The sequence below is a fragment of the Pseudomonas sp. XWY-1 genome, assembly GCF_002953115.1.
GTDB classification, from domain to species: domain Bacteria; phylum Pseudomonadota; class Gammaproteobacteria; order Pseudomonadales; family Pseudomonadaceae; genus Aquipseudomonas; species Aquipseudomonas alloputida.
Genome location: NZ_CP026332.1, coordinates 4,458,931 through 4,484,712 on the forward strand (window position 1 = coordinate 4,458,931; position 25,782 = coordinate 4,484,712).

Annotated in this window: 23 protein-coding genes; 7 read left to right on the forward strand and 16 right to left on the reverse strand. The window is 62.8% G+C overall.

Annotated elements, in window-relative coordinates; all coding sequences use genetic code 11:
- Nucleotides 1-80 precede the first annotated feature (80 nt).
- The 5 genes from PRJ_RS20765 to PRJ_RS20785 all read right to left on the reverse strand — a co-directional run bounded on the left by PRJ_RS20765 (nucleotide 81) and on the right by PRJ_RS20785 (nucleotide 4,533).
- The gene (locus tag PRJ_RS20765; RefSeq protein WP_010952800.1) at nucleotides 81-1,913 is read right to left on the reverse strand and encodes an ABC transporter ATP-binding protein; all 1,833 of its coding nucleotides are present in this window, start codon (nucleotides 1,911-1,913) and stop codon (nucleotides 81-83) included.
- Nucleotides 1,906-2,538: a DsbA family protein gene (locus tag PRJ_RS20770; RefSeq protein ID WP_049587258.1), complete on the reverse strand. Its 633-nt coding sequence runs from the start codon at nucleotides 2,536-2,538 to the stop codon at nucleotides 1,906-1,908. The genes PRJ_RS20765 and PRJ_RS20770 overlap by 8 nt, the downstream gene beginning before the upstream one ends.
- A gap of 3 nt (nucleotides 2,539-2,541) precedes the next feature.
- Nucleotides 2,542-3,474 carry a rhodanese-related sulfurtransferase gene (locus PRJ_RS20775; protein WP_104962369.1) on the reverse strand — a complete coding sequence of 311 codons (933 nt, stop codon included), beginning with the start codon at nucleotides 3,472-3,474 and terminating at the stop codon, nucleotides 2,542-2,544.
- A gap of 227 nt (nucleotides 3,475-3,701) precedes the next feature.
- On the reverse strand, nucleotides 3,702-3,998 hold the full coding sequence (locus PRJ_RS20780; RefSeq protein WP_010952797.1) for a BolA family transcriptional regulator: 297 nt from the start codon (nucleotides 3,996-3,998) through the stop codon (nucleotides 3,702-3,704).
- A 10-nt stretch (nucleotides 3,999-4,008) separates the two neighbouring features.
- Nucleotides 4,009-4,533 (reverse strand): DUF2059 domain-containing protein, encoded by a 525-nt coding sequence (locus PRJ_RS20785; RefSeq protein ID WP_010952796.1) that lies wholly within the window; start codon nucleotides 4,531-4,533, stop codon nucleotides 4,009-4,011.
- Nucleotides 4,534-4,687: 154 nt separating this feature from the next.
- On the opposite strand from PRJ_RS20785, the gene PRJ_RS20790 reads away from it, so the two are divergent.
- Nucleotides 4,688-6,082, forward strand: a complete 1,395-nt coding sequence (locus PRJ_RS20790) for a class II fumarate hydratase (protein ID WP_010952795.1) — start codon at nucleotides 4,688-4,690, stop codon at nucleotides 6,080-6,082.
- A gap of 114 nt (nucleotides 6,083-6,196) precedes the next feature.
- On the opposite strand, the gene PRJ_RS20795 is transcribed toward PRJ_RS20790, so the two are convergent.
- Nucleotides 6,197-7,150 (reverse strand): DMT family transporter, encoded by a 954-nt coding sequence (locus PRJ_RS20795; protein ID WP_104962370.1) that lies wholly within the window; start codon nucleotides 7,148-7,150, stop codon nucleotides 6,197-6,199.
- Nucleotides 7,151-7,441: 291 nt separating this feature from the next.
- Nucleotides 7,442-8,935, reverse strand: coding sequence for a polyphosphate:AMP phosphotransferase (gene pap / locus PRJ_RS20800; RefSeq protein WP_010952792.1), 1,494 nt, complete (start codon nucleotides 8,933-8,935; stop codon nucleotides 7,442-7,444).
- A gap of 136 nt (nucleotides 8,936-9,071) precedes the next feature.
- Between pap and mnmC the strand changes: the two genes are divergently transcribed.
- From mnmC to PRJ_RS20825, 5 genes are all read left to right on the forward strand, one after another.
- Nucleotides 9,072-11,036, forward strand: a complete 1,965-nt coding sequence (gene mnmC, locus PRJ_RS20805; protein WP_104962371.1) for a bifunctional tRNA (5-methylaminomethyl-2-thiouridine)(34)-methyltransferase MnmD/FAD-dependent 5-carboxymethylaminomethyl-2-thiouridine(34) oxidoreductase MnmC — start codon at nucleotides 9,072-9,074, stop codon at nucleotides 11,034-11,036.
- A 130-nt stretch (nucleotides 11,037-11,166) separates the two neighbouring features.
- Nucleotides 11,167-12,954 (forward strand): N-acetylglutaminylglutamine amidotransferase, encoded by a 1,788-nt coding sequence (locus tag PRJ_RS20810; RefSeq protein ID WP_104962372.1) that lies wholly within the window; start codon nucleotides 11,167-11,169, stop codon nucleotides 12,952-12,954.
- 3 nt (nucleotides 12,955-12,957) lie between these two features.
- The gene (gene ngg, locus PRJ_RS20815; RefSeq protein WP_104962373.1) at nucleotides 12,958-14,703 is read left to right on the forward strand and encodes an N-acetylglutaminylglutamine synthetase; all 1,746 of its coding nucleotides are present in this window, start codon (nucleotides 12,958-12,960) and stop codon (nucleotides 14,701-14,703) included.
- A 206-nt stretch (nucleotides 14,704-14,909) separates the two neighbouring features.
- Nucleotides 14,910-16,094, forward strand: a complete 1,185-nt coding sequence (locus PRJ_RS20820) for an osmoprotectant NAGGN system M42 family peptidase (RefSeq protein ID WP_104962374.1) — start codon at nucleotides 14,910-14,912, stop codon at nucleotides 16,092-16,094.
- 83 nt (nucleotides 16,095-16,177) lie between these two features.
- On the forward strand, nucleotides 16,178-16,405 hold the full coding sequence (locus PRJ_RS20825) for a YheU family protein (protein ID WP_004575803.1): 228 nt from the start codon (nucleotides 16,178-16,180) through the stop codon (nucleotides 16,403-16,405).
- A gap of 14 nt (nucleotides 16,406-16,419) precedes the next feature.
- On the opposite strand, the gene csrA is transcribed toward PRJ_RS20825, so the two are convergent.
- Nucleotides 16,420-16,599: a carbon storage regulator CsrA gene (csrA, locus tag PRJ_RS20830; RefSeq protein WP_004575804.1), complete on the reverse strand. Its 180-nt coding sequence runs from the start codon at nucleotides 16,597-16,599 to the stop codon at nucleotides 16,420-16,422.
- A 120-nt stretch (nucleotides 16,600-16,719) separates the two neighbouring features.
- Complete coding sequence (locus PRJ_RS20835; protein ID WP_104962375.1) at nucleotides 16,720-17,529, reverse strand: SDR family oxidoreductase; 810 nt, start codon at nucleotides 17,527-17,529, stop codon at nucleotides 16,720-16,722.
- 206 nt (nucleotides 17,530-17,735) lie between these two features.
- On the opposite strand from PRJ_RS20835, the gene PRJ_RS20840 reads away from it, so the two are divergent.
- Nucleotides 17,736-17,888, forward strand: coding sequence for a DUF3309 family protein (locus tag PRJ_RS20840; protein ID WP_003252624.1), 153 nt, complete (start codon nucleotides 17,736-17,738; stop codon nucleotides 17,886-17,888).
- A 73-nt stretch (nucleotides 17,889-17,961) separates the two neighbouring features.
- On the opposite strand, the gene PRJ_RS20845 is transcribed toward PRJ_RS20840, so the two are convergent.
- The 7 genes from PRJ_RS20845 to PRJ_RS20875 form a co-directional block, all read right to left on the reverse strand.
- Nucleotides 17,962-19,125, reverse strand: coding sequence for a hypothetical protein (locus PRJ_RS20845; RefSeq protein ID WP_104962376.1), 1,164 nt, complete (start codon nucleotides 19,123-19,125; stop codon nucleotides 17,962-17,964).
- Nucleotides 19,126-19,136: 11 nt separating this feature from the next.
- Nucleotides 19,137-19,910 carry a hypothetical protein gene (locus PRJ_RS20850; RefSeq protein WP_064491538.1) on the reverse strand — a complete coding sequence of 258 codons (774 nt, stop codon included), beginning with the start codon at nucleotides 19,908-19,910 and terminating at the stop codon, nucleotides 19,137-19,139.
- 54 nt (nucleotides 19,911-19,964) lie between these two features.
- Entirely contained in the window at nucleotides 19,965-22,433 is a 2,469-nt protein-coding gene (locus tag PRJ_RS20855) for a TcfC E-set like domain-containing protein (RefSeq protein WP_104962377.1), read from the reverse strand.
- Nucleotides 22,434-22,507: 74 nt separating this feature from the next.
- Nucleotides 22,508-22,999, reverse strand: a complete 492-nt coding sequence (locus PRJ_RS20860) for a CS1 type fimbrial major subunit (RefSeq protein ID WP_104962378.1) — start codon at nucleotides 22,997-22,999, stop codon at nucleotides 22,508-22,510.
- Between the two features lie 68 nt (nucleotides 23,000-23,067).
- Nucleotides 23,068-23,553, reverse strand: a complete 486-nt coding sequence (locus tag PRJ_RS20865) for a hypothetical protein (RefSeq protein ID WP_104962379.1) — start codon at nucleotides 23,551-23,553, stop codon at nucleotides 23,068-23,070.
- Between the two features lie 155 nt (nucleotides 23,554-23,708).
- The gene (locus PRJ_RS20870; protein ID WP_012053405.1) at nucleotides 23,709-25,373 is read right to left on the reverse strand and encodes a cation acetate symporter; all 1,665 of its coding nucleotides are present in this window, start codon (nucleotides 25,371-25,373) and stop codon (nucleotides 23,709-23,711) included.
- Nucleotides 25,370-25,681 (reverse strand): DUF485 domain-containing protein, encoded by a 312-nt coding sequence (locus PRJ_RS20875; protein WP_010952786.1) that lies wholly within the window; start codon nucleotides 25,679-25,681, stop codon nucleotides 25,370-25,372. The genes PRJ_RS20870 and PRJ_RS20875 overlap by 4 nt, the downstream gene beginning before the upstream one ends.
- Nucleotides 25,682-25,782 lie beyond the last annotated feature (101 nt).

Below are 25,782 nucleotides of genomic sequence, written 5' to 3' on the forward strand. Positions count from 1 at the left end.
CGCTCCCACAGGGTCGCACCAGCTTTTAGAAATTGAGCAAGACAGTTGCTCCCAAAAGCCCGGTGAAGGCAGCCAGATAATCAGCTCTGCTGCAGATGCCCATACAGCTTGGCGTATAACCCACCCTCGGCAATCAGCTGCTGATGGTCGCCGTCTTCGGCCACGTGCCCGCCATCGAACACCAGCACCCGGTCGGCCTGTTTCACCGCCGACAAGCGGTGGGCGATGATCAGCGTGGTGCGGCCGCTGAGGAAGCACGCCAAGGCCTGATGCAGGTTGTACTCGGTGGCGGCATCCAGGGCTGAGGTGGCCTCGTCGAGGATCACCACCTTGGGCTCAGCCAGTACCATGCGGGCAATGGCCAGGCGCTGGCGCTGGCCACCGGACAAGCGCACGCCTGAACGCCCTACCACACTGTCCAGGCCCTGCGGCAAGGCGGCGATGGTGGCATCCAGCTGGGCGATGCGCAGCGCCTGCCAGCACGCATCATCGCTGCAGTCGCGGCCCATGGTCAGGTTGGCACGCACGCTGTCGTTGAACAGCGACGGGTGCTGCAACACCACCGCGACGTTCTCGCGCAGGGTTTCCAGGCCGATTTCCTGCAGGCTGGCCCCGCCAAAGCGGATGGTCCCGGCCTGGGCGCTGTAAAGGCCCAGCAGTAGCTGCACCAGCGTGCTCTTGCCGCCGCCGCTGGCACCGACAATCGCCACCTTCTCACCCGCAGCGATGGACAGGTCGAGGTGCTCGAGCACCGGCTCGTCGGCATAGGCAAAGCGCAGGTCGCGCACTTCAATGCCCACCGTTTCGCGCCCGGCGAACGGGTCGCTGGCGGCCGGGTATTGCGGCTCGTCGGCACGCGCCAGCAGCTCGTTGAGGCGGCTCAGCGCACCGCCTGCGGCGTAGTACGCATATTGCAGATTAAGCAGTTGCTCCACCGGACCGATCATGAACCACAGGTAGCTGAACACCGCCAGCATCTGGCCGATCGACAGGTCGGAAAACAGCACGGTCAGCATCGCCGCCGCGCGGAAGATGTCGATGCCGAACTGGAACAGCAGGCCACTGGCACGGCCACTGGCATCGCTTTTCCATTGCGAGTCCACGGCGTAATCGCGCACCTCGCGGGCACGCAGGCCCAGGCGGCCAAGGAAGTAGCCCTGGCGGTTGCCGGCGCGGATTTCCTGAATGGCATCGAGGGTTTCAGCCAGCGCCTGGGTAAAGCGCGCGGTGCTGTCGTTTTCGAGCTTTTTCAGGTGCTTGACGCGCTTGCCCAACTGCACGGTGAAGTAGATCACCAGCGGGTTGAACAGCAAGATCAGCAAGGCCAGCTGCCAGTGCATCCAGATCAGGATGGCCGCCGTGCCGGTCAGTGTCAGCATGGCCACCAGGAAGCGGCTGAGGGTTTCGCCAACGAACTTGTCGAGGGTGTCCAGGTCGGTGACCAGGTGGGTGGTCACCGTGCCGCTGCCCAGGCTTTCGTACTCTTTCAGCGAAATACGCTTGAGGCGCTCGATCAGGCGGATGCGCAGGCGGTAGACGATGTCCTTGGCCAGCCCGGCGAACAGCTTGGACTGGATCACGTTGAAGGCCAACGCAGCCAAGCGCAGGCACAGGGTGAGCGCCAGCATCAGGCCGATGTAGCCGGCTGCCACCTGCCAGCTGGACGGCAGCAGATGGTTCATCCACTTCAGCGCAGCATCGCCATGGCCGAGCAGAACTTCGTCCACCAACAGCGGCAGCAGCAGCGGAATGGGCACACTGCAACACGCCGCCAGTAACGCAATGAGGTTGGCTGACCAGAGGTTTTTCTTGTGATGCAGGGCCAGGCGGCGGATTTCCGCCCAGCTCAGTCGATCGCCCGCAGTGTATGGCTTGCCCGGTACCGGGTCGGGTGACCCAGGTACATCAAGCACAGGCGGCCTGCTGCAGCCAGCGGCCGAGCAAGGGTTGCAGGCGCTCCAGCGGCTGGTAGCCGTTGGTCAGCAAGGCCAGTTGGCCATTGCGCTCGGCCAGCAGGGTCGGGAACCCGGCAATACCCAGGTCCTGGGCCCAGGCGAAGTCGGCCGCGGTGGCGGCGCGGGTATCGGCACGGGCGAAGGCTTCGGCGAACGCGGCACGGTCGAAGCCACACTGCGAGGCCAGCTCGACCAGCTGCGGCGCGGTGGTCACATCGATGCCCTGTTCGTAGAACGAACGCTGGATCAACGCCAGCAGCGGCCAGACGCGCTCGGCATCCAGCTCGCGGGCCGTGACCAGCGCGCGGCAGGCCGGCTCGGTGTCGTAGACGAAGCCGTCCGGCATGGCCCCCTCGAAGCGGAACGGCTGGCCGGTAGCATCAGCCACCGCCTGCCAGTGTTCCAGGATGTACTTGCGAGTGGAGCTGTCCAGGGCGCTGCCGCCGGTACGCAGCCCGCCCGTTACCAAGCGGGCAGGCACGCCTGCCTCACGCGCCTGGGCGATCAGGGCCGCAGCCACTGGCGCAAAACCCCAGCACCAGGAGCACATCGGGTCCATCACATAGATCAGGCGTGCAGACATGCTTCAAGCCTCGGCTTTGTAGTTGTAACCGATCGGGTGCGGCAGGTTGCGGGCCTTGGCCAGCTCGATCTGCTTCTGCCGGTCGATGGCACTGCGCCGGGTCTTCTCGCTCAGGCTGTCCCAGCAATGCGGGCAGCTGACACCTGGCGAATAGTGCTCGGACGCGCGCTCCTCTGCATTGATCGGATGGCGGCAGGCGTGGCACTGGTCGTACTCGCCTTCGCTCAGGTCATGACGCACCGTGACCCGGTTGTCGAAGACGAAGCAGTCGCCGTCCCACAGGCTTTCTTCCTGAGGCACTTCCTCGAAGTATTTCAGGATGCCGCCCTTAAGATGATAGACCGACTCGAAGCCTTCACCGAGCATGTAGCTGGAGGCTTTTTCGCAACGGATGCCGCCGGTGCAGAACATGGCGACCTTCTTGTGCTTGCTCGGGTCGAAGTTGGCCTTGACGTACTCCGGGAACTCACGGAAGGTTTCGGTCTTCGGGTCGATGGCGCCCTTGAAGGTACCGATGGCCACTTCGTAGTCGTTGCGGGTGTCGATCAACAGCACTTCCGGGTCGCTGATCAGGGCGTTCCAGTCCTTGGGCTCGACATAGGTGCCAACGGCCTGGTTGGGGTCTACGCCCGGCACGCCGAGGGTGACGATCTCTTTCTTGAGCTTGACCTTGGTGCGGTAGAACGGCTGTTCGTCGCAGTACGATTCTTTGTGGTCGATATCGACCAGACGCGGGTCGCTGCGCAACCAGGCCAGCAGGCCATCAATGCCTTCCCGGGTGCCCGACACGGTGCCGTTGATGCCCTCCTGGGCCAGCAGCAGGGTGCCTTTGACGTTGTTGTCGAGCATGGTCTTGAGCAGCGGCTCGCGCAGCTCGACGTAGTCTTCCAGGGTGACGAACTTGTACAGCGCCGCGACGACGATGGCTTGAGACATGTAACGGAATCTCCAGGTGGTTGCCCTCGTAAGGGGCGGACCGGGTTTGACAGGTACAGAAAAAGCATGGGGGCGCTTTGTGCCCCTTTCGCGACACAAGGCCGCTCCCACAGGGACCGCGTAACCCGATGGCTAGTGCGGTTCCTGTGGGAGCGGCCTTGTGTCGCGAAAGGGCCGCAAAGCGGCCCCCGGATCTTGCAGGATTCTACCAGAACAACAGAAAGGTTTCAGTGCCCGCCGCCCGCGCACACGGGCGAGGCCGGTGCAACGCCGACCTTGGCCCACTCTTCGGCGGTGTAGGTGTGGATGGCCAGGGCATGGATCTCGCCCATCAGCTCACCCATGGTGGCGTACACCTTCTGGTGGCGCTTGACGCTGTTCAACCCGGCGAACTGCTCGCTGACGATCACCGCCTTGTAGTGGGTCTCCTGACCACGACTGTGCATGTGACTTTCGTTGAGCACTTCCAGGTGTTGCGGCGCCAGCGCGGCCAGTTGCTGTTCGATACGTTGTTGCATGGTCATTGCGGCGTACTCACTTCTTCGCTGGGGCGGCGGCCTTGCCTGCGTTCGGGTCCAGCTCTTTGGTCATGTCTTCCAGCAGCTTGTTCACCACCGGTACTGCTGGCTCCAGGCTCTGCTGGGTCAACTGTGCCGACTGCTGGGTGACCTTAGGCATTTCACGCAGCACTTTCTTGCCCAGCGGCGATTCGTAGAACTTGACCAGGTCCTTCAGCTCCTGCTCGGTGAAGGTCCGGGTGTACAGGTCGACCATCTTCGGCTTCAGCTTGTTCCAGCCGATGGCGTTGTCCAGCGCGGCATTGGCCTTGGCCTGGTAGCTTTCCAGCACGGGCTGCTTGGCGGCCGGGGCCTTGGTCTGGGCGAAACGCTGGGCGAACATCTGCTGCACTTGCATGTACACCGGGGTGCCCAGCTTGTCGGCGTTGGCCAGGGTCAGGAATTTCTCGGCAGCAGCGTTGTGGCTGGCGGTGGCAGCGAGTACCTGGCCGCTGGCGCAAACCAGGGCAACGGCGGCACAAAGGACACGGAGACGGGTCATTGCATTTCCTTCAAAGAGGGGGAGGCGGGCACCTCAGAGTAGAGCATTCTGCGCCGTGGTGGCGATGTGCTCAAGTGGCACGACGAGCGACGGAACCGCTCGGTCGAATCAGGGCCTAAACTGCGATTTCGAACTACACAGGAGTGAGTACAGAATGAGCCGTATCGAGACAGACAGCCTGGGCCCGGTCGAAGTTCCGGAGGACGCCTACTGGGGTGCGCAGACCCAGCGTTCGCTGATCAACTTCGCCATTGGCAAGGAACGCATGCCCCTCGCGGTATTGCACGCCCTGGCACTGATCAAGAAGGCCGCGGCGCGCGTCAACGACCGCAATGGCGACCTGCCGGCCGACATCGCTCGGTTGATCGAACAGGCCGCCGATGAAGTGCTGGATGGCCAGCACGACGATCAGTTCCCGCTCGTCGTCTGGCAGACGGGCAGTGGCACCCAGAGCAACATGAACGTCAACGAGGTGATCGCCGGACGCGCCAACGAACTGGCCGGCAAAGGCCGTGGCGGCAAGGCGCCAGTACACCCCAATGACCACGTCAACCGCTCGCAGAGCTCCAACGACTGCTTCCCCACCGCCATGCACATTGCGGCAGCCCAGGCGGTGCATGAAAAGCTGCTGCCTGCCGTCACCGAACTGTCTTCGGGGCTGGCCGAGCTGTCGATGCGTCACCACAAGCTGGTAAAAACCGGCCGCACGCACATGATGGACGCCACGCCGATTACCTTCGGCCAGGAAGTGTCGGCCTTCGTCGCCCAGCTCGATTACGCCCAGCGCGCCATCCGCGCCACCCTGCCGGCGGTGTGCGAACTGGCCCAGGGCGGCACTGCCGTGGGTACCGGGCTCAACGCCCCGCAGGGTTTTGCCGAGGCCATCGCGGCCGAGCTGGCGGCGCTGTCCGGCCTGCCGTTCATCACTGCACCCAACAAGTTCGCCGCCCTCGCCGGCCACGAACCGCTGACCAGCCTGGCGGGGGCCCTGAAGACCCTGGCCGTGGCCCTGATGAAAATCGCCAACGACCTGCGCCTGCTGGGGTCCGGCCCTCGCGCCGGGCTTGCCGAGGTGCGCCTGCCAGCCAACGAGCCGGGCAGCTCGATCATGCCGGGCAAGGTCAACCCCACCCAGTGCGAGGCGCTGTCGATGCTGGCCTGCCAGGTACTGGGCAACGACGCAGCCATCGGCTTTGCCGCCAGCCAGGGGCATTTGCAGTTGAATGTGTTCAAGCCGGTGATCATCCATAACCTGCTGCAATCCATCGAGTTGCTGGCCGATGGTTGCCGCAACTTCCAGCAGCATTGCGTGGCGGGTATCGAGCCGGATGCCGAGCAGATGGCCGCGCACCTGGAGCGCGGGTTGATGCTGGTGACGGCGCTGAACCCGCATATTGGCTATGACAAGGCGGCAGAAATTGCCAAGAAGGCTTACAGCGAGGGCACGACCTTGCGCGAGGCGGCCTTGGCGTTGAAGTACCTGACCAATGAGCAGTTCGACCAGTGGGTGCGGCCGGAGAACATGCTGGCGCCGGGCGGCAAGGGCTGACTGCTCTGTAGCCTGTACCGGCCCTTTCGCGGGTGAACCCGCTCCTACGCCGAGAGGCAATCCATCGTAGGAGCGGGTTCACCCGCGAAAGGGCCGTACAGGCAATCGACAGACCTAGGCCAACCGCGCCCTGCGGGCCCGCCAACCCGCCACCAGCGAGGGCCCCAGCGCCACCAGCGCCGAACCGAACACCACCGTGACCGCCCCCAAATAGCCAAGGGCATTGATGTCCTCGGCATGCACATACTCAGGCCACACCCATGCTGCCAGCGCTACCGCAACAAAGGTCACCAGCGGGGTCAGCGCCAACGTGGCACTTACCCGCGACGCCTCCCAGTGCGCCAGCGCTTCGGCGAACGCGCCGTAAGCCACCAGGGTGTTCAGGCAACAGGCCAGCAGCAGCCAGCCTTGCACCGGGGTCAGTTGCAAGGCCTCCAGCGGGTGCACCCAAGGTGTCAGCAACGCAGCGCAGCTGAGGTAGATCACCATCATCACCTGCTGCGAGTGCCACACGGTCAGCAACTGCTTCTGGCTCAGGGCGTAGAACACCCAGATGCTGGTCGCCAGCAAGATGGTCAACACGCCGGTGGTGTAGGTACCCAGCGAAGTCAGCAGCTCTTCCAGGCGCTGGTTGAAGAACAGGCCAAAGCCTGCCAGCAGCACCAACAGGCCCATGCCCTGCCCCACACTCAAGCGCTCGCGGAACACGAACACGCTGGCCACCAGCAACAGCACCGGGCCGATCTGTACCACCAGTTGTGCAGTGCCCGGGCTAAGCAGTTTGAGACCGATCAGGTAGAGCACGTAGTTGCCCATCAGGCCGAGCACCGCAACCAGCACCAGGCCCCTGGCCCTGGGCGCCAGCTTGTGTATGGACGGCAAACGCCGCTGAGCCGCCAGCCAGGCGAACAGCAGGCCGCCGGAGACCAGCAGGCGGTACCAGGTGACAGTGATCGGATCGACTACTTGCAGTACCTGCTTGAGCTTGATCGGCAGGATGCCCCAGAGCAGCGCTGTCAGAAGTGCCAGGAACAGCCCATAGCCCCAGCGGCCAGAAGTGGTGTGCATAAAATCCTCGATCAAGCCCGTGGTGGGGGTTGTTGAATTCTACGGGGTTGGAGGACAGAGACGGTGGAGAGTGCCGAGAAAAGAATTCATCAGGTCATTCTTTTGGGGCATGGCTGGGGGGAGGTGTTGCCTGTGCTGGCCCTTTCGCGGGTAAACCCGCTCCTACGGGAGCGTGAGCTGCGCTCCGGTGTTGGATTTTTTGTCCAACATCCGGGGCGCAGCTCAGCGCGCGATCCCCGGTAGGAGCGGGTTTACCCGCGAAGAGGCCAGAACAGGCAACCTCACCTTCAGCTATTTCTTGTGCTTGGCAAACGCCGCCTCAAGCGCCTGGTTGATGGTCCGCACCACCTTCACCCGCGCCCAGCGCTTGTCATTGGCCTCCACCAGCGTCCAAGGGGCAATCTCGCTGCTGGTGCGGTCGACCATGTCACCCACCGCCTGGGAGTATTCGTCCCACTTGTCGCGGTTGCGCCAGTCATCCTCGGTGATCTTGTAGCGTTTGAACGGAATTTGCTCACGCTCTTCGAAGCGCTCCAGTTGGGTCTGCTGGTCGATCGCCAGCCAGAACTTGACCACCACCACGCCGGCATCCACCAACTGCTCTTCAAAGTCGTTGATCTCGCTATAGGCACGCATCCAGTCAGCGGGGCTGCAGAAGCCTTCCACCCGCTCCACCAGCACCCGGCCATACCAGGAACGGTCGAAGATGGTGAACTTGCCCCGTGCCGGGATGTGCCGCCAGAACCGCCACAGGTACGGCTGGGCGCGCTCTTCTTCGGTCGGCGCGGCAATCGGCACGATACGGTACTGACGCGGGTCCAGCGCCGCCGCCACGCGGCGGATGGCGCCCCCCTTGCCGGCGGCGTCGTTGCCTTCGAACACCGCCACCAGGGCGTGCCGGCGCATGCGCTTGTCGCGCAGCAGGCCGGCCAGACGGGCCTGTTCGGTGATCAACTGTTCCTGATAGTCGGCCTTGTCCAGGCGCAAGGTCATGTCCAGGGCGCCAAGCAGGCTGCGGTCGTCGATGCTGCGGCCCAATGGAGCCACGTTGCCCTGGTGCTTGCCCTTGGGATTGTGGGCCAGCGCGGCTTGCAGGCTTTCCAGCAGAATGCGCCCCACCGCCAGGCTGCGGTAATTCGGGTCTACCCCTTCGATGATGTGCCATGGCGCATAGTCGCGGCTGGTGCGGCGCAGCACGCGCTCGCCAAAGCGCACGAAGCGGTCGTAGGTTTGCGACTGCTGCCAATCCAGCGGGCTGATCTTCCAGCTGTGCAGCGGATCGTCCTTGAGCGATTTCAGCCGTGCCTTCATCTGCTTCTTGGACAGGTGGAACCAGAACTTGATGATCAGCGCACCTTCATCGCACAGCATCTCCTCCAGGCGTTCGGCACCGGTAATGGCCTGATCGAGCACGGCATCCTTGAACACCCCGTGCACCCGCCCCTGCAGCATCTGGCTGTACCAGTTGCCAAAGAACACACCCATTCGCCCCTTGGGTGGCAAGGCCCGCCAATAGCGCCAGGCGGGTGGGCGGGCCAGCTCTTCGTCGGTCTGCTGGTCGAAGGTGAGCACATCGATCATGCGCGGGTCCATCCACTCGTTGAGCAGTTTTACCGTCTCACCCTTGCCGGCGCCTTCAATGCCGTTGATCAGCACGATCACTGGAAAACGCGCCTGCTGCTTGAGTTCGTACTGGGCTTCGAGCAGGGCCTCGCGTAAAGCGGGTACCTCGGCGTCGTAAGCCTCCTTGTCGATGCTGTGGCCGATTTCGGCAGATTCGAACATGCACTGGCTCCTTCAATGGATAAGCAAGACTAGCGGATTTCATTTCGGCCTGTATTGACCTCTTCACCAATGAACGCGCTCCCACAGCTCAGCCGGATGGCATAAAATCCCGCCATCCGCTGCAACCGAGCCCACCATGCCCACCCTCCTCCAGCACGCCCAGATCGACTGGGACGACCAGGGCCGCCCCCATTCGCGGCACTATGACGACGTTTATTTCGCAGTCAACGAAGGCATCGAAGAAACCAAGCACGTGTTCCTCGGCCAGACCCGCCTGGCCGAGCGTTTTGCCAACCTGGCGCCGCACGCCTGCACGGTGATCGGCGAAACCGGTTTTGGCACCGGCATGAATTTTTTCTGCGCCTGGCAGCTGTTCGACCTGCACGCACACAGCGACGCGCGCCTGCACTTCGTCAGCGTCGAGAAGTACCCCCTCGACCACGCCGACATGGCCCGCGCAGTGCGCCTGTGGCCTGAACTGGCCGCCTATACCGAGCCGCTGCTGGAGCAATACGTGGCGGTGCACCCGGGCTTTCAGCAGTTCACCTTCGCCGGTGGCAGGGTCACCCTGACCCTGTTGATAGGCGATGTGCTGGAACAGCTGCCGCAACTCGATGCGCAGATCGATGTGTGGTTCCTCGACGGCTTCGCCCCCGCCAAGAACCCCGACATGTGGACTCCGGAGCTGTTTGCACAACTGGCGCGGCTATCGCATCCGGGCACGGTGCTGGGTACCTTCACCACCACCGGCTGGGTACGTCGCAGCCTGGTCGAAGCCGGCTTCGCCATGAAGAAGGTGCCAGGCATCGGCAAGAAGTGGGAGGTGATGAGCGGCGCCTACGTCGGCCCCCTGCCCGGCCCATGCGCGCCTTGGTACGCGCGCCCCGCTGTGCCACAGGGGCCGCGCGAGGCGCTGGTGATCGGTGCCGGACTTGCCGGTAGCAGCAGCGCCGCCAGCCTGGCCCGGCGCGGCTGGCAGGTAACCGTGCTGGAGCGCCACGAAGCCCCCGCCCAGGAGGCTTCGGGCAACCCGCAAGGGGTGCTGTACCTCAAGCTGTCTGCCCATGGCACCGCACTGTCGCAGATGATCCTGTCCGGGTTCGGCTACACCCGGCGCCAGCTGCAGCGCTTGCAGCGTGGCCGTGACTGGGATGCCTGCGGGGTGCTGCAACTGGCTTTCGACAGCAAGGAGGCCGAACGCCAGGGCAAGCTGGCTGCCGCCTTCGACCCCGGCTTGTTGCACTGCCTGGCGCGCGCCGAGGCCGAAGCCATCGCCGGCGTGGCGTTGCCTGGCGGCGGGTTGTTCTACCCCGAAGGTGGCTGGGTGCACCCGCCGGCGCTGTGCCAGCAGCAGTTGCAGCACCCTGGTATTCATTTGGTGACGCACCAGGAAGTGCTCGAACTGCGCAAAGTGGATGAACAGTGGCAAGCCTGGGCTGGCGACCAGCTGTTAGCCCGCGCTCCAGTGGTGGTCCTGGCCGGCGCGGCGGATGTGCTGCGCTTCGAACCTTGCGCGCAGTTACCACTCAAGCGCATCCGCGGGCAGATCACCCGCTTGCCGGCCACCGCCAGCAGCCAGGCACTGCGCACCGTGGTGTGCGCGGAAGGCTATGTGGCACCGCCGCGCGAGGGTGAACATACACTGGGCGCCAGTTTTGACTTCCATAGCGAAGACCTTGCGCCAACAGTGGCCGAGCACCAGGGCAACCTGGCGCTGCTGGACGAAATTTCCGTCGATCTGGCGCAACGGCTGGCTGTGGCTGAACTGGACCCCGAGCAATTGCAGGGACGTGCTGCGTTCCGTTGCACCAGCCCGGATTACCTGCCGATCGTCGGCCCCATCGCGGACGGGCAGGCGTTTGCCGAAGCCTATGCAGTACTGGGCCGGGATGCGCGGCAAGTACCGGATGTGCCCTGCCCTTGGCTGGGCGGGTTGTATGTGAACAGCGGGCATGGCTCACGCGGGTTGATCACGGCGCCGTTGAGTGGCGAGCTGGTGGCGGCCTGGGTATGTGGGGAACCGCTGCCATTGCCGCGGGCGGTGGCGGAGGCTTGCCATCCGAACCGGTTTGGATTGCGCCGGTTGATCCGGGGGAAATGATTGCATCAGGTTGCCTGCCCGGCCACATATAACCAAACATTCTAAAACTCTCGAAAAGCACATAGGTCAGTTCCTTAAGGTGCCCTAATCCGGGGCATCACCTCCCCAACGGAAAAACCGGTAAGGACTTATGTGCGGATTAGCAGGAGAGTTACGTTTCACCCCCATCGACCAAGCCCCTCGCCCAGCCGACCTGGCTGCGGTAGAGCGCATTACCCATCACCTGGCCCCGCGAGGCCCGGATGCCTGGGGCTTCCATAGCCAGGGCCCGATCGCCCTGGGCCATCGGCGCCTGAAGATCATGGACCTGTCCGACGGCTCGGCGCAGCCGATGGTCGACAATACGCTGGGCCTGTCGCTGGCCTTCAACGGTGCCATCTACAACTTCCCCGAACTGCGCGAGGAACTGCAGGCGCTGGGCTACAGCTTCTGGTCCGACGGCGACACCGAGGTGCTGCTCAAGGGCTACCACGCCTGGGGCGCGGCGCTGCTGCCCAAGCTCAACGGCATGTTTGCCCTGGCCATCTGGGAGCGCGACAACCAGCGCCTGTTCCTGGCCCGCGACCGCCTGGGCGTCAAACCCCTGTACCTGTCGCGCAACGGCGAGCGCCTGCGCTTTGCCTCGACCCTGCCGGCACTGCTCAAGGGCGGCGACATCGACCCGATGCTCGACCCGGTGGCCCTCAACCACTACCTGAACTTCCACGCCGTGGTACCGGCACCACGCACCCTGCTGGCCAATGTGCAGAAGCTGGAGCCCGGCACCTGGATGCGCATCGACCGCCATGGCGAAGTGGAACGCCAGACCTGGTGGCAGCTGAAGTACGGCCCCAACCCGGACGAGCGTGAACTTGATCTGGAAGGCTGGACCACTCGCGTACTTGACGCCACGCGCGACGCCGTGGCAATCCGCCAACGGGCAGCCGTCGATGTGGGTGTGTTGCTGTCCGGCGGCGTCGACTCCAGCCTGCTGGTCGGCTTGCTGCGCGAAGTGGGCGTTGACGACTTGTCGACCTTCTCCATCGGCTTTGAAGATGCCGGCGGCGAGCGCGGCGACGAGTTCCAGTATTCGGACCTGATCGCCAAACACTACGGCACTCGTCACCACCAGTTGCGCATTGCCGAGCACGAAATCATCGACCAACTGCCGGCCGCGTTCCGAGCCATGAGCGAGCCGATGGTCAGCCACGATTGCATCGCCTTCTACCTGCTGTCGCGGGAAGTGGCCAAGCACTGCAAGGGCGTACAGAGCGGTCAGGGTGCCGATGAGCTGTTCGCCGGTTACCACTGGTACCCGCAGGTGGACGGCGCCGACGATGCCTATGCGGCCTACCGTGAGGCGTTCTTCGACCGCAGCCACGCCGAATACCGCGACACCGTGCAGGCCCCCTGGCTGCTGGAAACCGACGCCGCCGGCGACTTCGTGCGCGAACACTTCGCGCGCCCCGGCGCACCGGCTGCCGTGGACAAGGCGCTGCGCCTGGACAGCACCGTGATGCTGGTCGACGACCCGGTCAAGCGGGTGGACAACATGACCATGGCCTGGGGCCTGGAGGCGCGTACGCCGTTCCTCGATTACCGCCTGGTGGAACTGTCGGCACGCATTCCCGCCCGCTTCAAGCTGCCCGACGGCGGCAAGCAGGTGCTCAAGCAGGCAGCGCGACGGGTGATCCCGCATGAGGTGATCGACCGCAAGAAGGGTTACTTCCCGGTACCGGGCCTGAAGCATCTGGAAGGTGCCACCTTGGGCTGGGTACGCGAACTGTTGACCGACCCCAGCCAGGACCGAGGGTTGTTCAACCCGGCCATGCTCGACCGCCTGCTGAGCAACCCACACGGCCAGCTGACGCCATTGCGCGGCTCCAAGCTGTGGCAACTGGCGGCGCTGAACCTGTGGCTGAGCGAACAAGGAATCTGACCGATGAAAGCCCATGAAATCGCTTATGGTCAGCGCCTGCTGCGCGGCCAGACGCCGTCCTACGAGCGCCTGCAAGCGCGCCTGGCCGGCGACGGCAGCCAGCCTCACGACCAACCGCGTGCCGTGCACTGCGGCTGGGGCCGGCTGCTGATAGGCCACACCTACCCCGACCCGGTGTCCCTCGCCGAAGATTTGCTGGACGAGCACCCGGGCGAACGCGACATCGCCCTCTACGTTGCCGCCCCGCAGCAGGTGTTGGCACAGGCCCCTCAGCAGTTGTTCCTCGACCCGTCCGACACCCTGCGCCTGTGGTTCACCGATTACCGCCCGGCGCAGCGGGTATTTCGCGGCTTCCGCGTGCGCCGGGCACAGAACCCCGCCGATTGGCAGGCGATCAACACGCTGTACCAGGCGCGCGGGATGCTCCCCGTCGACGCCGAGCTGCTTACCCCCCGGCACTTGGGTGGCCCGGTGTACTGGCTGGCGGAAGACGAAGACAGCGGCGCGGTTATCGGCAGCGTCATGGGCCTGAACCACACCAAGGCGTTCGATGACCCCGAGCATGGCAGCAGCCTGTGGTGCCTGGCGGTGGACCCACACTGCACCCGCCCCGGCGTGGGTGAAGTGCTGGTGCGCCACCTGATCGAGCATTTCATGAGCCGTGGCCTGGCCTACCTGGACCTGTCGGTGCTGCACGACAACCGCCAGGCCAAGCGCCTGTACCAGAAACTAGGTTTTCGCAACCTGCCCACCTTCGCAGTCAAGCGCAAGAACGGTATCAACGAGCAGCTGTTCCTCGGGCCTGGCCCGCAAGCCGACCTCAACCCCTACGCACGCATCATCGTCGACGAGGCGCTGCGCCGGGGCATCGAAGTGCAGGTGGACGACGCCGCTGGCGGCCTGTTCACCCTGAGCCTGGGCGGGCGGCGAATTCGCTGCCGGGAATCGCTCAGCGACCTGACCAGTGCCGTGACCATGACCCTGTGCCAGGACAAACGCCTGACCCAGCACGCCCTGCACAACGCCGGGCTGCAGGTGCCCGCGCAACAGCTGGCGGGCAATGCCGATGACAACCTGGCGTTTCTCGAAGAGCATGGCGCGGTGGTGGTCAAACCGGTCGATGGCGAGCAAGGCCAGGGCGTGGCGGTGAACCTGACCTGCATCGACGACATCACCCGTGCCGTGGCGCATGCCCGCCAGTTCGACAGCCGCGTGCTGCTGGAAAGCTTCCATGCCGGGTTCGACCTGCGCATCGTGGTGATCGGCTACGAGGTGGTGGCCGCCGCCATCCGCCACCCGGCGCAGGTGCTGGGCGACGGTAAGCACAGCGTGCGCCAGTTGATCGAAGCCCAGAGCCGTCGCCGCCAGGCCGCCACCGGTGGCGAAAGTCGCATTCCGCTGGACGACGAAACCGAGCGCACCTTGCGCGCAGCGGGCGTTGGCTATGACGACGTGTTGCCGGCCGGCCAGCGCCTGGCCGTGCGGCGCACGGCCAACCTGCACACCGGCGGCACCCTGGAAGACGTCACCGAACGCCTGCACCCGGTGCTGGCCGATGCTGCCGTGCGGGCGGCACGGGCACTGGAAATTCCTGTGGTTGGGCTGGACTTCATGGTGCGCGATGCCGGGCAGCCGGAGTACGTGATCATCGAGGCCAACGAACGTGCTGGCCTGGCCAACCATGAACCGCAGCCCACGGCCGAGCGTTTTATCGACCTGCTGTTTCCCCATAGCCGGCCTTTGGCGTAAACCCGTGCCGGCCTCTTCGCGGGCAAGCCCGCTCCCACAGGGATATCACCGCCCTTGAAGGTGGCGCAGTACCTGTAGGAGCGGGTTTACCCGCGAAGGCAGCGCTGTACCTGTAGGAGCGGGTTTACCCGCGAAGACGGCGCTGTACCCGTAGGAGCGGGTTTACCCGCGAAGAGGCCGGCACAGGAGTAAAGGAGTCCCCAACCATGTCCGAGCAACACCCCGAACCCGATCTCGACTACCTCAAACGCGTGCTGCTGGAAATGCTCGCCATCCCCAGCCCCACCGGCTTCACCGACACCATCGTGCGCTACGTGGCCGAACGCCTTGACGAACTGGGCATCCCCTTCGAGCTGACCCGCCGCGGCACCATTCGCGCCACCCTCAAAGGCCGGCAGGCCACCCCCGACCGCGCCGTCTCTGCCCACCTGGATACCATCGGCGCCAGCGTGCGTCAGTTGCAGGACAATGGCCGCCTGGCCCTGGCGCCCGTCGGCTGCTGGTCCAGCCGTTTTGCCGAGGGCAGCCGGGTTAGCGTGTTCACCGATACCGGGGTATTCCGTGGCAGCGTGCTGCCGCTGATGGCCAGCGGGCATGCCTTCAACACGGCGATCGACCAGATGCCGATCAGCTGGGACCACGTGGAAGTGCGCCTGGATGCCTACTGCGCCACCCGCGCCGACTGTGAGGCACTGGGCGTAAGCATTGGTGATTTCGTGGCCTTCGACCCCCTGCCCGAGTTCACCGAAAGCGGCCACATCAGTGCCCGTCACCTGGACGACAAGGCTGGCGTAGCGGCATTGCTGGCGGCATTGAAGGCCGTGGTGGAAAGCGGCCGCCAGCCGCTGATCGACTGCCACCCGCTGTTCACCATCACCGAGGAGACCGGCTCGGGTGCAGCCGGCGCCCTGCCTTGGGACGTCAGCGAGTTCGTCGGCATCGACATCGCCCCGGTAGCGCCTGGGCAGGCTTCCAGCGAGCATGCGGTCAGTGTGGCCATGCAGGACTCGTCGGGGCCTTACGACTACCACCTGTCCCGGCACCTGCTGAAACTGGCCGGCGACCATGACTTGCCGGTGCGGCGCGACCTGTTCCGCTATTACTTCAGCGATGCCCATTCGGCGGTGACTGCCGGGCATGATATTCGTACCGCGCTGGTGGCCTTTGGTTGCGATGCCACCCATGGTTACGAGCGCACCCATATCGACAGCCTGGCAGCGCTGAGCCGGTTGTTGTCAGCCTACCTGCTGAGCCCGCCCGTATTTGCCAGCGACTCGCAGCCGGCCAATGCATCGCTCGAGCGCTTCAGCCACCAGCTGGAGCATGATGCACAGATGGAGAGCGACACGCGGGTACCGGCCGTGGACAGCCTGGTCGGAAACAAAGGCTAAACGCACTTGGGGCTGCAAAGCGGCCCCAACACCTCGAATGTTTCGCGTAGCATGCCCATACCTATTTCAGACACCGCCCGACCATGCTGATCCCCTACGACCAATTGCAAGCCGAAACCCTGACCCGCCTGATCGAGGACTTCGTCACCCGCGACGGCACTGACAATGGCGACGACACACCGCTGGAAACCCGCGTGCTGCGGGTACGCCAGGCATTGGCCAAAGGCCAGGCTTTCATCCTGTTCGACCTGGAAAGCCAGCAATGCCAGTTGCTGGCCAAGCATGATGTGCCCCGCGAGCTGCTCGAATAGCAGGCCAGGCCTCTTCAGGCCTTGCTCTGCTTGGACGCCTTGATGCGCTTGTAAACTTCGGCTCGATGCACCGGCACCTCACGCGGAGCAGCCACACCAAAGCGCACCACGCCGTCCCGGGTCTCTACCACCATGATCCGGATGTCATCGCCAATCACGATGACCTCCCCTACTTCGCGCCCTATTACCAGCATGTTCCGATCCTCCTGCGAAAGGGAAAACCGGAGCCTGCCCCGTAGGTATTCAGCTACTCAATAGCTCCACTACGATTCAGAAGCTTCTTACACTTTTGAGTAACTTCTCCTACAGACCAATCATCGCGACGGGGCTTTTGCCCGCATTTTCATCGCCATTTCGGCCATCTCGTCATACAGCCGCTCAGGGGCCTGGCGTTTCAGTTGCCAGGCCTGGCGCCCTGCCTCATGGGGCAGGATGAGGAACTCGCCTGCAGCGACCTGCTGATGGATATAGTCGGCAATGTCCGCCGCACTGATCGGCGAACCTTCGAGCAGCTTGCCCACCTGCGCCTTCATCGCCGGGTTCGGCCCGCGGAACGAGTCCAGCAGGTTGGTCTGGAAGAACGACGGGCACACCACGTGCACCGCCACCTCCACCTGACGCAACTCCACCAGCAGGCTTTCCGACAAGGCCAGCACACCGGCCTTGGCCACGTTGTAGTTGCTCATGCCCGGGCCCTGCATCAGTGCGGCCATCGAGGCGACATTGATAATGCGCCCCTTGCTGCGCTCCAGCAGCGGCAGGAAGGCCTTGCAGCCCTTGACCACGCCCATCAGATTGACCGCGATCTGCCAGTCCCAGTCCTCCAGCGTCAGTTCGGCGAAGAACCCGCCCGAAGCGACGCCGGCGTTGTTGACGATCACATCGACCCCACCGAACTTCGCTTCGCAGGCCTGGGCCAGGGCCGTCAGCTGGCTATAGTCGCGCACATCGCAGCGCTGGACGAAGCCGTCGCCACCGGCCTGGCGAACCTGCTCCAGCGTTTCGCGCAGGCCGGTTTCGTTGACATCGGCCAATGCCAGGCGCCAGCCCTCACGGGCCCAGCGCAGGGCGATCTCGCGGCCGAGGCCAGACCCGGCGCCGGTGATCATGATGCGTTTTTGCATGGTCGCAGGCCTTGTTCTGACAGGTAGTCCGGAGAGTCTAATCAAGGCGTCGCCATCCGGGAGGATTCATCAGGGCAGTGAATGGGCGGGCATGATTGGGTAGACGGCTGCACGGGGATGGAATCTTTACCAACCCGCACCGGTCCGAATTATCGAGAGGCCAGCAATCTCAGGCTCTTGCCCCCTAATCACGCAAGGACTTTGACATGACCACGATCCTTATCATCATCCTGATTCTGCTGCTGATCGGTGGCTTACCGGTCTTCCCCCACTCGCGCAGCTGGGGCTATGGCCCTTCCGGCATAATCGGCGTGGTGTTGGTGATTCTGTTGGTATTACTGTTGCTTGGGATGATATGACGCGCTGCGGATAGCCACTTCAAACAGTCACGTGAGGTGAATGGCAAGCGGGTCACACCACCCGGTTGCCATTCTACAGGTTCGCATCGAACACCATTGTCACGACGGCCTGATACTCGATACCAGGCAACATGTCCTGTTTCTGGGTGTGGCCGCGAGGGTATACATGAAAATGCAACTGCCCTTGGCTGCCGGTCACACCCTCTGGCGGGACTTCCAGGCTCATGGCGTTCTCAGCTCCGCCAAAGGTCATTGCCTGCCGATAGAGCGAACGGCCATTGTAGGAAACCCCTGGCAAGGTCATGGCCAGGTACAGCGGTATGCCATGGCCCTTGGCCGACCGTAGATTGCACGTGCTATCCAACCCGGTGCTGCACTGCGCCCAGACGTTGAATGGCCCACTGGCAGTCAGGCTGAAGCCCACGTCTTTTTCCAGTTTCTCTGCCACACCCCGTCCTCGGCTCCCAGGCCCGTGCGCCTGCTGCGGCACCAGTACCACCTGCTCGGAACCCGGCTCAAAACGCACCTCAAGGTCATGCACCACCTCCAGTTCGACGTTGATCGCCACTGAATCGGCCGTGAGCCCGGCGACCGTTCGGCTCGAACCCAGGCCAATATCCCTGTCGGGGCCTATCGAATAGACCACGCGCCCTCGGTACACGCCCGACTTCAAGCTCGCCGGCAAAGGCGTCTTCAGCCTGTAGCCCAGCGTAAGGTGACTCACATGGTAAGTGCTCGCATTCGCCGCGTTGAGGTTGGCCCAGCACCCGTTGCTGGCTGGCGACCACAGAAACAGGCGATGCGCCGCGCTCGCCAACGCAACCTGGCAACCACTCGAGTCCAGGCCCGTGCGCGCCGCAAGCGTAGGTGCCCCATCGTCCGAAGTTACCGCACCGCCCAGGTGGGTAATGGCAAAGTCCATGCTGACTTGCTCGCCGGTCTTGTCACGCACCATCAGTAGCGCAGTTGGCTGGACAGGGGCCGAGAGGTAGAAGCCATCGGTGCCTTCGCCATCGACTGTTTTCGAGTATTCGACCTCCACATCCAGCAGATCCTGCAGCGGATCGCCACAAAGCTGCGGCAACTGAGTACAGACAGGGGATGACCGGGGTGTCAGGTTTTCAAATTGCCGGGTCTCGCCGCGGTAACGCAGCTTGAGCGTAATGTCGGCCGCCTGCGCCCACGATGAGCCGAACACGCCAGACAGCAGTACCAGCATTGCACACTTGCGAAACATGCCCCTACCTCTCACTCTGCCTTGAAGTTCATGGCTTTGCGCGCATCGCCTTCCACCTGTTCGAAGCGGTATTCGACACCGGGCTTCTCGACGAACTCGCGCGTACGTCCAGGACGAAGATGGTGCTTGGCCGGAGGCTCACACTCGTCCTCGTTCAGCACACAGACCTGGACGTTGTCGAGCAGCACCGTGGCATTGCCCTCGTTGCGCACGGTCCATTTCCCACCGGCTCGCTCGATCGAGGTCTGATACCGCGTGGCAGCAGGCTTGGTAATCAAAATGGTGCCGTAGCCGGCCAGAAACTGCACACCGGCACTGAGTTCCTTGCGGTAAGCGTCAAGCTCCGTTTCATCCAGTGCGAAGCTGTCATCCTGTTCCGGCACCACCGGGACGAAGCGCAGCCGGTAGTAACGCTCCTGGTTTCGTTCACCGCGATACAGCAACCGCACGGCCTGCATGCCGCGTGCCGGGATGATCATCCGCGCAGGGCTCGCAACAACGCTGCGCTGGTCGAAGGGCAGCTCATCGACTTCCACCTCACGGGGTTCGGCCTGGCCGTCGTAGACCAGCTCCAGCACGCTGACCTTGACGAACGCTGTACTGTCCCCCCGGTTGTAGATGCGTTTGGCATAGGTGCCCTTGCCTGGCTCGAGGTAGTCATAGAGCGCGCCGACATCCAGCTGTGGCCCGGCCTGGGCAAACCACGGCAGCATCAGCGCAACGAACAACAAGGGTGACAAGTGAAATGTGAACCTGTGCATCTTCAACCTCTGTTTACTCAACATCCAATCCATCGACCCGGGAATCGGGCCCTCTACAGCGTCATGCCGAAAGCCGGCTCAGCCCACACTGGGCACACACCGCTGATCACCCACGATCAGCAGGTCATCCTCGCGATCAAAGTTGTCCGGCGGTAATGTCAGAAGGCAGCTACCTGCCGTGTCATGGCGAATTTCCAAGGTGGGCCGTGACTCACTCATTTCGACGTTGAAATAGCCTTCCACCTCGACAACCGTGCGCCCGGCGTCATTGACCACATGCGCGCCGTGCAGTGGCTGGCCTTGCCCGTCGAGCAGCCGACCAAACACGGTGACCGTTCGCATGACCTTCACTGAGTGGTACCCCACCCCACCGCGGTTGAGGTGATAGTCCACAGCGAGGGGTTGGATCTGTGCTGGCGGCACGTCCTTCGTGTCGAAGTCGAAGCGCACATGGCCAGACTTGAACGCCGTCACCGGCACGATATTGCGCCCGGGGTGCAGCACTGCACTCATGCCCTGGCCATCGTTGGCGCGCAGCTTCACACCGTGCAGATCGCTTTCGACATCGATGATCAAGCCGGCTTCGAGCGGCAGGTTGCTGCCGCCCATGGCCAGCTTCCCGGCGCCCAGCGCCAGGGTGCTTTCCAGGTTGAGGCCACCGCTGAGGTTATTGTTGAAAGAGGAACTCTGGGCATAGGCATCGCCCTGCAGCGCCTGGCTGTTAAACCGCCCATTGGCCGCCAGGCTGGTGCCATAGCTGTCGAGCGTCGCACTGCCCCCCAGGCTGTGCACGGGGCCCAGGTCGACGTTCTGCCGATACCACAGCGAAGCGTAGGGGTCATTGCCCCCCTCACGCGAGGCGCGGCTACCCACATCGACCCCAAGCTGCCTGCCATCGCGCTCAAGCTTCATGCTTACAGCAACGTTGACGCCGCGGCTGCGGACACCGGCGCTGCTGCGCGTTCCAGGCCTGTCGAAAAGTGACAGGCGAACACTGCTCTGATGCCCCCGCAGTTTCCCGAAGAACGCCCAGCTCAGGTCGGCACCCAGGCCGCTTGCCGAGCCCGCACTGTGTTCCAGGCGCAGCGTCGCTGAACTGCGCGCGGTTACCCGCTGGTTGATCGAAAAAGCGGTGCGGCTGCGCACCTGGCGCTGGGAAGTATCGTCGCGACCGCTACTGCCAGGCTCCAGCCAGGTCTGGTTGTGGCTCAGCAACAACGAGCCCCAAGGGTGGGTGTAGGTCAACTGCAGATCGCCGCCGTTGCCCAGGCCCTGGGTCTGATTGAGGCTGGCGTATAGCTTGAACCGCTCATGCACGTCCCAGTCCAGCGAGGTCCCCAACTGCAGGTCAGCATCGACCTGTTGCACTGACAACCCCAGCACCGCAGCAGGATGCATCAGGTAGTTGGAAAGGGCGCCGAACACCGGGCTCTGTTCACGATTGCCATCCGAGTTGCTCAGCAGCTCGACCTGCTGGCCCAGGTACAGGTTGTAGCGCCAGCGGTTATCCATGTTCTGCCACCGGCTGGGCTTGTAGATGGACACTTCGCTGCGCGAGGTCTCCAGGCCGTCTTCGAGCAAACGCAGCTCCACATCATAGATGCCGCCGGGCAATACCCGCGTGTCGATCGCCTGCAAACCCGGCTGTACCGGCTGACTGTTGATCAGCGAACCATTGCGATAGATTTCGACGATACCCGGGCGGTTCGGCGTGACGTAGACGGGGATGGCGCTGGCTTGGCCATTGTCGACCAGCAGGCTGTCACTGCTGCCCAGCATCAAGCCAAGCGTGCTATCAGGGCGGCGCCCGAGTAGCGATGGCTGGCGCACCAGGCCTTGTGCGCCAGTGGAGAAGTAACCCAGCCGAAAGAAATGCTCTTCCTGCAGGCGCTCCGCGTAAAGCTGGTTCATGCGGTAACGCATATCGCCTTGCTCAGATGGGCTACGATCCACGCGTGCATCGGCAAGCGTCGTCCAATTATGCAGGTTGCCCTGACCGAGCAGGCCGATTCTGCCCGTGGTCTGATTGCCATCATTGACCAGGTTGAGCTGGTTACGCAGCAGCAACCCAGCGTCACTATGCTCCGGGAGGCGGTGGAAGAGCGCGTCCTGCTCCCGCTTCTCGGCATTGGACGTCAGCAATGACAACTGGGAATTGGCCAGGCTGTAATGGATAGCCTGCAACCCGTCCGGGCAGTTTTGCAGGCAGTCGCCCAGCATGCGCCCGCCCTCCAGGCGCTGTTGCCATAACTGCCTGAGCGTGGCCGGCTCTGCGCTCTGCTCAGTGTCGGTAAACGTCAGCAACTGCACACGGTTATCACGGCTCAATACCACCATGGCATCACCGAGGTAGCGTTGATCAAGCTCCACTCGCACGGCAAGCGGCACATCGAAAAAGTGCGCCTCGAAGTCTTCTGGCAAACGCCCGAATGTATTCAGGTCAATGGCACTGGACGCGCGCTCGGCCAACACTTCGAGGGGCATAATGCAGGCAGCACCCAGCAGCCAGACAGCGAGTGCGCGGCCGGGTGCAGCAAACTGGAACATGATTCAATCCACTTCAACACCTGCCCCTACACTGGTAAACATCCAGTAAGTTGAGGCAGGCGGCACTGCTTCAATCAAAGGCTGGTGGAGGAAGTTTCAAACAACACGCTCACTGTCCCGGCATACTCACCCTTCAGATAACCATTGTCGGGCTTTATGGCCTTAAACGTAATGGGAAGATCATTGCCAGCTTTAGCATCTTCCGCGCTCATGACCTCCGCGGGCGTCAACTCCAACTTTTTATCCCCGACAGTGATGATAAGATCAATCTTCTGGTCGGTTTGTGGGTCTTGCAGCGATGCTGTGTGCAGCAGGTGGGCCTGAATAGCGCCGACATCACTCTGTGCCGAGAACTTTTCACTGACCGCCTTGAAGTCTTCGCGCTCCTGCTCATATTCAAGCGTCACGCCTTTCTCCAGCCAGTCCCCTACGGGGGCCACTGAAAAATCATTCCCGGGAATGATCGCCGTCACTGAAATACTCTGGGTGATCGGCTCAGGGGCGGACGCGACAGCGGCACCGGCAAACAATGCAAGGAACGGGACAGCCAATACATAGGATTTCACATCAAACTTCCTTTAACGGTTGCACATCAAATAGCGGGCGCCCTGGGGCACCCGAATGAAATTGCGAATCAGGGCGCCCCTGTTTCAAACATCAAGGTGGCTTGCGTAGTGTAAGTACCAGGCATGCGAGTCGACGACGATTCCGCCATCGGATAGAACCTGAATTGAATGTTTTTTCCCTGAGCGGCTTCAGCAGCACTGATGATTTCAACCGGTGCCGTGCCCATTTTTTTGCGATTCAACATGATGTGGTATCGACGGGGCGCTACCGCACCGCCCACCCGTGTGAACCGATACTCCGAACGGTCTGTTTTCGCGTAAATCGGGCCGTAGGTGCTTTTTACAAACACCTCTTTTTCGATTTGCTTGAAGACGCCACGGTCCGGGTCATATTCAGCCTGAAGTACGTCTTCCCACCAATTGCCAACCGAGTTCACCTGAAATTCAGGTGCCGACACGACAGCCTGGACACTGATGTCCTGCGGTATTTCCTTTGCCCCTGCAGCGCCCGCCACGCCAAGGAAAGCGAAGGTGATTAAACAGCGTAACTTCATTGAATATTCCCCAAATGTGCCGGCATCTATAGATGCACTTACGACATGAGGGAACTTTATGGGCAGAGCCTCACTATGTATGTAGGCTGTTTCTGACTGCATAAAATAAAAAACGCCCCGACAGGCGGGGCGTTTTTCAATGCAGGGGATTGACGTTAGTGCGAGACCGCCCCGCTGGCACCCAGGCCAGTCTGCGAACGCACGAACTGCGGGAAGAACAGCGCGCGCTCATCCTCAGCCGCCTTGGACTTGTCGGTGACCGAGAAGAACCAGATGCTGACGAAGGCAATGGCCATCGAGAACAGCGCCGGGTACTCGTACGGGTAGATTGCCTTCTCGTGGCCAAGAATCTGTACCCAGATGGTCGGGCCAAGGATCATCAGCGTCACCGCACTCACCAGGCCCAGCCAGCCGCCGATCATGGCACCGCGGGTGGTCAGCTTCTTCCAGTACATCGAAAGCAGCAGTACCGGGAAGTTGCAGCTGGCCGCAATGGAGAACGCCAGGCCGACCATGAAGGCGATGTTCTGCTTCTCGAACAGAATCCCCAGGCCGATCGCCAGCACACCCAAAGCGACAGTGGTGATCTTCGATACGCGGATCTCGTCCTTGTCGTTGGCTTTGCCCTTGCGCCAGACGCTGGCGTACAGGTCGTGGGACACTGCCGAGGCACCAGCCAGGGTCAGGCCAGCCACCACTGCCAGGATGGTGGCAAAGGCTACCGCCGAGATGAAGCCGAGGAACACACTGCCACCCACCGCATTGGCCAGGTGCACCGCGGCCATGTTGTTGCCGCCCAGCAGAGCGCCTGCGGCGTCCTTGAATTCCGGGTTGGTGCTGACCAGCAGGATCGCGCCAAAGCCAATGATGAAGGTGAGGATGTAGAAGTAGCCGATGAAGCCGGTGGCGTACAGCACGCTCTTGCGCGCTTCCTTGGCGTCACTGACGGTGAAGAAGCGCATCAGGATGTGCGGCAGGCCGGCAGTACCGAACATCAGTGCCAGGCCCAGGGAGAATGCCGAGATCGGGTCCTTGACCAGGCCACCGGGGCTCATGATCGCCTCGCCCTTGGCGTGTACCTTGATCGCTTCGGAGAACAGCGTGTTGAAGTCAAAGCCCACGTGCTTCATGACCATCAGCGCCATGAAACTGGCACCGGACAGCAGCAGCACAGCCTTGATGATCTGTACCCAGGTGGTGGCCAGCATGCCGCCGAACAGCACGTACAGGCACATCAGGATACCCACCAGGATCACCGCCACATGGTAGTCCAGGCCGAACAGCAGCTCGATGAGCTTGCCGGCGCCGACCATCTGCGCGATCAGGTAGAACGCCACCACGACCAGCGAACCGGAGGCCGACAGGGTGCGGATTTCCTTTTGCCCGAGGCGGTACGAGGCCACGTCGGCGAAGGTGTACTTGCCCAGGTTGCGCAAGCGTTCGGCAATCAGGAAAAGAATGATCGGCCAGCCAACCAGGAAGCCGATCGAGTAGATCAGGCCGTCGTAACCCGAGGTGAACACCAGCGCGGAAATACCCAGGAACGAGGCGGCCGACATGTAGTCGCCAGCAATCGCCAGGCCGTTCTGGAAGCCGGTGATCTTGCCCCCGGCAGCGTAGTAATCCGATGCCGACTTGTTGCGTTTGGAGGCCCAGTAGGTGATGCCGAGGGTGAAGGCGACGAAGGCCACGAACATGGCGATGGCGGAAACGTTCAGCGGTTGTTTCTGCACCTCGCCGGTCAGGGCATCGGCGGCCCACACGGCGGGTGCGAAGGCTCCGCAGGCCAGTACGGCCAGGGCTTTGGTTTGGCGAATCATTGTTGCGCCTCCTTCAGGATTTCCTTGTTCAGCTCATCGAATTCGCCGTTGGCGCGGCGTACGTAGATGGCGGTCAGGACGAATGCCGAAACGATCAGGCCGACGCCCAGGGGAATGCCCCAGGTAATCGATGACTCAGGACTGAGCTTGGCGCCCAGCACATGAGGACCGTAGGCGATCAGGAGGATGAAGGCGCAGTACAGGCCGAGCATGATCGCCGAGAGAATCCAGGCGAACCGTTCGCGTTTGGTGACCAGCTCCTTGAAACGGGGGCTGTTTTGTATCGAGAGGTAAATGCTGTCGTTCATTGTTTTTGTCCTAGCAGCACAGATACGGGATGGAACCCACACCCTTACTTTATGCTGCCGATGGACGCCAACCAGACGACCTTAGTCTTAGATGCAACGGT

What these genes read in the sequence shown, in the direction of transcription:
- PRJ_RS20770 (WP_049587258.1), bottom strand. Translation starts at nt 2,538, where the DNA reads ATGTCTGCACGCCTGATCTATGTGATGGACCCGATGTGCTCCTGGTGC.
- PRJ_RS20775 (WP_104962369.1), bottom strand. Translation starts at nt 3,474, where the DNA reads ATGTCTCAAGCCATCGTCGTCGCGGCGCTGTACAAGTTCGTCACCCTG.
- PRJ_RS20780 (WP_010952797.1), bottom strand. Translation starts at nt 3,998, where the DNA reads ATGACCATGCAACAACGTATCGAACAGCAACTGGCCGCGCTGGCGCCG.
- PRJ_RS20785 (WP_010952796.1), bottom strand. Translation starts at nt 4,533, where the DNA reads ATGACCCGTCTCCGTGTCCTTTGTGCCGCCGTTGCCCTGGTTTGCGCC.
- PRJ_RS20790 (WP_010952795.1), top strand. Translation starts at nt 4,688, where the DNA reads ATGAGCCGTATCGAGACAGACAGCCTGGGCCCGGTCGAAGTTCCGGAG.
- PRJ_RS20795 (WP_104962370.1), bottom strand. Translation starts at nt 7,150, where the DNA reads ATGCACACCACTTCTGGCCGCTGGGGCTATGGGCTGTTCCTGGCACTT.
- pap (WP_010952792.1), bottom strand. Translation starts at nt 8,935, where the DNA reads ATGTTCGAATCTGCCGAAATCGGCCACAGCATCGACAAGGAGGCTTAC.
- mnmC (WP_104962371.1), top strand. Translation starts at nt 9,072, where the DNA reads ATGCCCACCCTCCTCCAGCACGCCCAGATCGACTGGGACGACCAGGGC.
- PRJ_RS20810 (WP_104962372.1), top strand. Translation starts at nt 11,167, where the DNA reads ATGTGCGGATTAGCAGGAGAGTTACGTTTCACCCCCATCGACCAAGCC.
- ngg (WP_104962373.1), top strand. Translation starts at nt 12,958, where the DNA reads ATGAAAGCCCATGAAATCGCTTATGGTCAGCGCCTGCTGCGCGGCCAG.
- PRJ_RS20820 (WP_104962374.1), top strand. Translation starts at nt 14,910, where the DNA reads ATGTCCGAGCAACACCCCGAACCCGATCTCGACTACCTCAAACGCGTG.
- PRJ_RS20825 (WP_004575803.1), top strand. Translation starts at nt 16,178, where the DNA reads ATGCTGATCCCCTACGACCAATTGCAAGCCGAAACCCTGACCCGCCTG.
- csrA (WP_004575804.1), bottom strand. Translation starts at nt 16,599, where the DNA reads ATGCTGGTAATAGGGCGCGAAGTAGGGGAGGTCATCGTGATTGGCGAT.
- PRJ_RS20835 (WP_104962375.1), bottom strand. Translation starts at nt 17,529, where the DNA reads ATGCAAAAACGCATCATGATCACCGGCGCCGGGTCTGGCCTCGGCCGC.
- PRJ_RS20840 (WP_003252624.1), top strand. Translation starts at nt 17,736, where the DNA reads ATGACCACGATCCTTATCATCATCCTGATTCTGCTGCTGATCGGTGGC.
- PRJ_RS20845 (WP_104962376.1), bottom strand. Translation starts at nt 19,125, where the DNA reads ATGTTTCGCAAGTGTGCAATGCTGGTACTGCTGTCTGGCGTGTTCGGC.
- PRJ_RS20850 (WP_064491538.1), bottom strand. Translation starts at nt 19,910, where the DNA reads ATGTTGAGTAAACAGAGGTTGAAGATGCACAGGTTCACATTTCACTTG.
- PRJ_RS20855 (WP_104962377.1), bottom strand. Translation starts at nt 22,433, where the DNA reads ATGTTCCAGTTTGCTGCACCCGGCCGCGCACTCGCTGTCTGGCTGCTG.
- PRJ_RS20865 (WP_104962379.1), bottom strand. Translation starts at nt 23,553, where the DNA reads ATGAAGTTACGCTGTTTAATCACCTTCGCTTTCCTTGGCGTGGCGGGC.
- PRJ_RS20870 (WP_012053405.1), bottom strand. Translation starts at nt 25,373, where the DNA reads ATGATTCGCCAAACCAAAGCCCTGGCCGTACTGGCCTGCGGAGCCTTC.
- PRJ_RS20875 (WP_010952786.1), bottom strand. Translation starts at nt 25,681, where the DNA reads ATGAACGACAGCATTTACCTCTCGATACAAAACAGCCCCCGTTTCAAG.